This is a genomic window from Cognatilysobacter terrigena, from assembly GCF_004361065.1.
In the GTDB taxonomy this organism is placed as follows: Bacteria; Pseudomonadota; Gammaproteobacteria; order Xanthomonadales; family Xanthomonadaceae; genus Cognatilysobacter; species Cognatilysobacter terrigena.
The window spans coordinates 25,044-31,128 of record NZ_SELT01000032.1; the positions used below are offsets into that span (position 1 = coordinate 25,044).

Consider the following 6,085-nt stretch of genomic DNA (forward strand, 5'->3'; position numbering starts at 1 on the left):
GCCGGTGGATCAGGGCTTGAACAGCCAGACGCTGGCGATACGGCCGTCGACGACGTCGTACACGGCGATCGCGTCGACCGGCCCATCGCCGAGCCCGGTCACGCGCTCGTGGTCGACGACCTTGTGGCCGGACGCGGTCCGCGCGACGAGGTCGGCGTGCAGCGTCGGGAGATTGAAACGGTGGTCGCGGTAGTAGGCGCGGATGGCGTGGGCGCCGTCGAGCGCGGGCGCGGTGGCCGGCACGCGCCAGACCTTCGCGTCGTCGCGGTAGGTCGCCATGAACGCGTCGAGATCGTGCGCGTTGTAGGCGTCGAGCTGGCGCTGCACGACGGCGACCGGGTCATCCGGCGATGCAGGCTTGTTCGACGTCATGGCGCAACCGGACAGCATTGCGGTGGCGAGCACGAGCGCGGCACGCACGTTTCAGTCCACCAGCGGCAGCGCGATGCGGAACGCGAGTCCGGGCGCGAGCGCGTTCGCCGTCATCGTGCCGCCGTGCGCACGCACGATGGCTTCGGCGATGACCAGGCGCAGGCCGAGGCCGAGGTCGTGCGGCTCCGGCAACGGATCGACGAGCAGTGCGGACGCATCGTCGGGCGCGTCGCCGGCGTCGGTGACTTCGATCAGCACCTGGTCGCCCTCGCGCCAGGCGTGCAGGCCCGGCGGCAGCGGCGATCGCCACTGCGAGAACGCGAGCAGGCTGGTCAGCGCCTGCTGCAGGCGCGATTCGTCGCCGAGCACGTGGCGATCCGCGAGTTCAGGCGCGACTTCGCCCACCGCGGTGCAACCCGCGGCGGCACCGACCGCGAGGTCGAGCAGCATCTGGATGTCGACCGGCCGCATGCGCTGCACGAGACGGTTCTCGCGCGCGCGCACCCAGTCGCCCATCTCCTCGATCATGCCGGCCATGCGGCGCGACTGGCGCTCGATGGTTTCGGCGAGTTCGACGCGGCGCTCGTCCGGCAATTCGCGACGGCGCAGCAGGTAGGCCGCCGTCTGCAACGGGGACAAAGGCCCCTTGAGGTCGTGCACCAGGCGTTCGAACAGCGGACGCTCGCTCATGGAACCTTCGCTTCGCAGGACGGCAATGCGCCCAGAATCCGGCAGATCGCCTCGATCTCCGGCGGCTTGACCAGATGGTGGTCGAATCCCGCGTCCGCGGTGCGCTGCCGGTCTTCCGGCTGGCCCCAGCCCGTGACCGCGACCAGCGTCATCGCTGCACCGAGCGGCGAGGCCCGCAGTCGGCGCGCGACATCGTAGCCGCTGATGCCCGGCATGCCGATGTCGAGGAACACGACATCCGGCTCGAACGACGTCACCGCCTGCTCTGCCGCATGCGGATCGTAGATGCGCTGCGCCTGATGGCCGAGCATCTCCAGCATCATCGCCAGCGTGTCGGCCGAGTCGCAGTTGTCGTCGACGACCAGCACGCGGCGCGGCGACGCGGCCTGCAGCGGCTCGGGCGTGCGATCCGGCAACGCCTGCCCGCGACCGATCGGCAATCGCACGGTGAAGCGACTGCCGTGGCCGAGGCCTTCGCTCGACGCGGTGACGGCGCCGCCGTGCATCTCGACCAGGCGACGCACCAGCGTCAGGCCGATGCCCAGGCCGCCGCGCGCGCGTTCGATCGAGGTGTCGACCTGCGCGAACGGCTCGAAGATCGCGTCCACCTGCTCGGGCGCGAGACCGATGCCGCGATCGGTCACGTGCACCAGCACGTGGTCGCCATCGCGCTCGGTGTCCACGCGGATCGGCGACGCGGAATCCGAATACTTCGCCGCGTTGCTGATGAGGTTGGCGAACACCTGCGACAGGCGCTCGGGATCGGCGTCGAGCGGCACCGCCACCGGCGGCACGTGCACCTCGAGCTGGTGACCTGCGGCCTGCAGCATGGCGGTGACGCTTTCGACCGCCGAGTGCAGCACGGCGTCGATCGTGGTGGCCGCCTGGCGCAGCACGAGCTTGTCCTGGCTGATGCGTGCGACGTCGAGCAGGTCGTCGATCAGGCGCACGAGCAGCACGAGCTGGCGGTCCATCGCGTCGTACAGCCGCGGACCGGTCTGCCCGCCGAGCTTCATCACGTTCACCGCGTTCGCGAGCGACGCCAGCGGATTGCGCAGCTCGTGTGCGAGCGTGGCGAGGAACTGGTCCTTGCGACGGTCGTGCTCGAGCAGGCGCTGCTGCACGCGTTCGCGTTCGCTGACCTGCGCCTGCAGCTCGATGTTGCGCTGCGCGAGCGCGACGTTCGCATTGCGCAGCGATTCGTTGAGCGCTTCGAGTTCGCGCGCCTTCTCGAGGCGCAGATCCTCGTTGGCCTGCGCCAGCAGCTCGTTCGCGTTCTGCAGCTCGCGTCGCTTGCGATACAGCTCGACCAGCACGCTGACCTTGCTGCGCATGATTTCCGGGATCACCGGAACCATCACGTAGTCGACCGCGCCGAGCTTGTAGCCGCGCAGGCGATCGAGGTCGGAGACGTTCACCGCCGTCACGAAGATGATCGGCGTCTTCTCGTAGCGCGGATGCTGGTGGATCAGGCTCGCGGTCTCGAAGCCGTCCATGCCGGGCATGTTGACGTCGAGCAGGATCAGCGCGCACTCGTGCTCCATCAGCAGGCGCAACGCTTCGACGCCCGATCGCGCTTCGATCAGGTTCTCGCCCAGCGGCTCGAGGATGGCGCGGTACGACAGCAGGCGTCCCGGCTGGTCGTCGACCAGCAGGATCGTCGCCGGCGCGCTCACCGGCGACGTCGTGTCGTTGTCGCTCAACGATGCAGCCACTGGCGCAGCACTCCGAGCAGCTGGTCGGTCACGACCGGCTTGGCGAGATAATCGGACGCACCGGCCTCGAGGCACTTCTCGCGGTCACCCTTCATCGCCTTCGCGGTGAGCGCGACGATCGGGATCGCGCGCGCTTCGGGATCGCTGCGGATCGCGCGCATCGTGTCGTAGCCGTCCATGCCCGGCATCATGATGTCCATCAGCACGATGTCGATGGCGCGGTCGGCGGTGACCTTGGCGACCGCTTCACGGCCGTTGTTCGCGGTCAGCACTTCCATGCCGTGGCGTTCGAGCACGATCGAGAGCGCGAAGATGTTGCGCATGTCGTCGTCGACGACCAGCACGCGCTTGCCCTGCAGCACTTCGTCGGACTCGGTGAGTCGACGCACCATGCGCTGCTTGTGCTCCGGCAGGTTCGCGATCACGCGGTGCAGCAACAGCGAGGTTTCGTCGAGCAGGCGCTCCGGCGACTCCACGCCCTTGATCACCACGCTCTTGGCGACGCGCTTCAGTCGCGTGTCCTCCTCGGCGGACAGGTCCTTGCCGGTGAACACGACGACCGGGATGTCGCGCAGCGCGTCGTCCGCCTGCAGGCGATCGAGCAGGTCGAAGCCGGTCATGTCGGGCAGGCGCAGGTCGAGCACGACGCATTCGACGCCGCCCTCGCGCAACACCTTGAGCGCTTCCTCGCCGCTGCCGACGCTGGTGATCTCCAGGTCGTCGTGGCGGATCAGCTCTTCGATCGACATGCGCTCGGTCGCGTCGTCCTCGACCACGAGCAGCTTCTTGATGCGCGGCTTGGTGAATTCGCGCATGCGTTCCAGCGCCGAGCTGATGAGCTCGGGGCTCGACGGCTTGGCGACGTAGCTGAAGGCGCCACGTTCGAGCGAGTGATGGCGATCTTCCTCGACGGTGACGATCTGCACCGGGATGTGGCGCGTGGCCGCGTCCTGCTTGAGGCGCGCGAGCACCGTCCAGCCGAGCATGTCCGGCAGGAAGATATCGAGCGAGATCGCGTTCGGCGAGTACTCGCGCACGAGTCGAAGCGCTTCCGCGCCGCGATTGGTCACCAGCACGTTGAAGCCGCGTCCGCGTGCGAGGTCGCGCATCACCGCGGCGTAGCGCGGATCGTCTTCGACGACCAGCAGCGTCGGCCACTCGGGATCGAGTCGATCGCGATCGTCCTCGATGCTCTCCGGCACCGGCGTCGCGATGCTGTCGGCATCGGCTTCCGCGGTCGCATGCGCGTGCGCGGCACGCACCAGCGCCGGGCGGGCCGTGCGCGACGCGGTGGCCGCTTCGGCCTCGGTCTGCGCGTAACGCAGCGGCAGGTACAGCGTGAACGTCGAGCCCTTGCCCGGCTGGCTCGACAGCGTGAGTTCGCCACCGAGCAAGCCGGCGATTTCGCGCGAAATCGCGAGGCCCAGGCCGGTGCCGCCGTACTTGCGCGACGTGCCCGCGTCGGCCTGCTGGAACGCTTCGAACACGATGCGCTGCTTGTCGGCCGAGATGCCGATGCCGGTGTCGGTGACGTCGAACGCCACCACCATCGGCGCCGAATCGAGCACCGCGTGGCCGGCGGACCAGCCCGTCGTCGCGCGACGCGCGGCCATGCGCACGCTGCCGATCTCGGTGAACTTCATCGCGTTCGACAGCAGGTTCTTGAGGATCTGCTGCAGGCGCTTCGGGTCGGTGGTGAGCGAACGGCCGAGTTCCGGCGAGAAGTCCACCGAGAAGTCGAGGCCGCGACGCTCCGCCTCGTGGCGGAAGCCGCGCTCCATGTTTTCGCGCAGGTGCGAGAACGTGATGTCCTCGGTCTCGATCGTGACCGTGCCCGACTCGATCTTCGACAGGTCGAGAATGTCGGAGATGAGGTGCAGCAGGTCGGTACCCGCGGCATGGATCGTCTTCGCGAATTCGACCTGGCGCCCGGTGAGGTTGCTCTCGGGGTTTTCCGCGAGCTGCTGGCCGAGGATCAGGATCGAGTTGAGCGGCGTGCGCAGCTCGTGCGACATGTTCGCGAGGAACTCGGACTTGTAGCGCGAGGTGAGCGCGAGCTCGGCCGCCTTCGCTTCGAGTTCGCGACGCGCCTGTTCGATCTGGTTGTTCTTGGTTTCGACCTCCGCCTTCTGCTCGGCGAGCAGCGCGGCCTTGAGCGCGATTTCCTCGTTGGTCTGCTGCAGTTCCTTCTGCTGCGACTGCAGTTCTGCCGCGAGGTTCTGCGACTGCGACAGGAGCCGCTCGGTGCGCATGCCGGCTTCGATCGTGTTGAGCACGATACCGATCGAACGCGACAGCTGTTCGAGGAACGTGCGGTGCACTTCGTTGAAGTCGTGGATGGACGCGAGCTCGATGACCGCCTTGACCTGGTCTTCGAACAGCACGGGCATCACGATCACGTTGCGCGGCGACACGCTGAGCAGCCCGGAGCGGATCTGCACCACGTCCGACGGAATGTCGCGCAGCAGGATCATGCGGCCTTCGGCGGCGCACTGGCCGATCAGGCCATCGCCGAATTCGAGCGTGTGGTTGACCGCGGAGACCGGCGCGTCGGCATAGCCGGCGAGCTGGCGCAGATGCGGATGGCCGCCGGCTTCCTCGCCTTCGACCACATACATCAGGCCCTGCTGCGCGTTCACCAGCGGCGCGAGCTCGGAGAGCAGCTGCTGGCCCAGCGTGAGGATGTCGCGCTGGCCCTGCATCATCGCGCCGAACGCCGCGAGGTTGGTCTTCAGCCAGTCCTGCTCGCGGTTCGACTCGGTGGTCGCACGCAGCGTCGAAATCATCACGTTGATGTTGTCGCGCAGGTCCGCGACTTCGCCGCGCGCGTCGACCGTCACCGAACGCGTGAGGTCGTTCTGCGTCACCGCGGTCGCGACTTCCGCGATCGCGCGCACCTGCGTGGTGAGGTTGGCCGCCAGTTCGTTGACGTTCGCGGTGAGGTCCTTCCACGCGCCCGCGGTACCCGGCACGTTCGCCTGGCCACCGAGTCGGCCTTCGACGCCAACCTCGCGCGCCACCGTCGACACCTGGTCGGCGAAGATCGCGAGCGTATCCGTCATCGAGTTGATGGTGTCGGCGAGCTCGGCGATTTCGCCCTTCGCTTCCACCGTCAGCTTCTGGCGCAGGTCGCCGTTCGCGACCGCGGTCACCACCTTCGCGATGCCGCGCACCTGCGTGGTGAGGTTGGCCGCCATCCAGTTGACGTTGTCGGTGAGGTCCTTCCACGTACCCGCGACGCCCGGCACCGACGCCTGGCCACCGAGCTTGCCTTCGGTGCCGACATCGCGCGCCACGCGCGTCACTTC

Annotated in this window: 4 protein-coding genes; all 4 read right to left on the reverse strand. The window is 68.1% G+C overall.

All coding sequences use genetic code 11. The annotated features are described in order from the left end of the window. Window positions 1-9 precede the first annotated feature (9 nt). Window positions 10-420: a nuclear transport factor 2 family protein gene (locus tag EVS83_RS14175; RefSeq protein ID WP_208108753.1), complete on the reverse strand. Its 411-nt coding sequence runs from the start codon at window positions 418-420 to the stop codon at window positions 10-12. A gap of 3 nt (window positions 421-423) precedes the next feature. Continuing rightward, entirely contained in the window at window positions 424-1,062 is a 639-nt protein-coding gene (locus EVS83_RS14180; protein WP_133501673.1) for a sensor histidine kinase, read from the reverse strand. Next, window positions 1,059-2,765: a response regulator gene (locus EVS83_RS14185; protein ID WP_166636916.1), complete on the reverse strand. Its 1,707-nt coding sequence runs from the start codon at window positions 2,763-2,765 to the stop codon at window positions 1,059-1,061. The genes EVS83_RS14180 and EVS83_RS14185 overlap by 4 nt, the downstream gene beginning before the upstream one ends. Next, window positions 2,762-6,085, reverse strand: a 3,324-nt coding sequence (locus EVS83_RS14190; protein ID WP_133501675.1) for a hybrid sensor histidine kinase/response regulator, incomplete at its 5' end; no start/stop codon positions are given. The genes EVS83_RS14185 and EVS83_RS14190, both read right to left, overlap by 4 nt.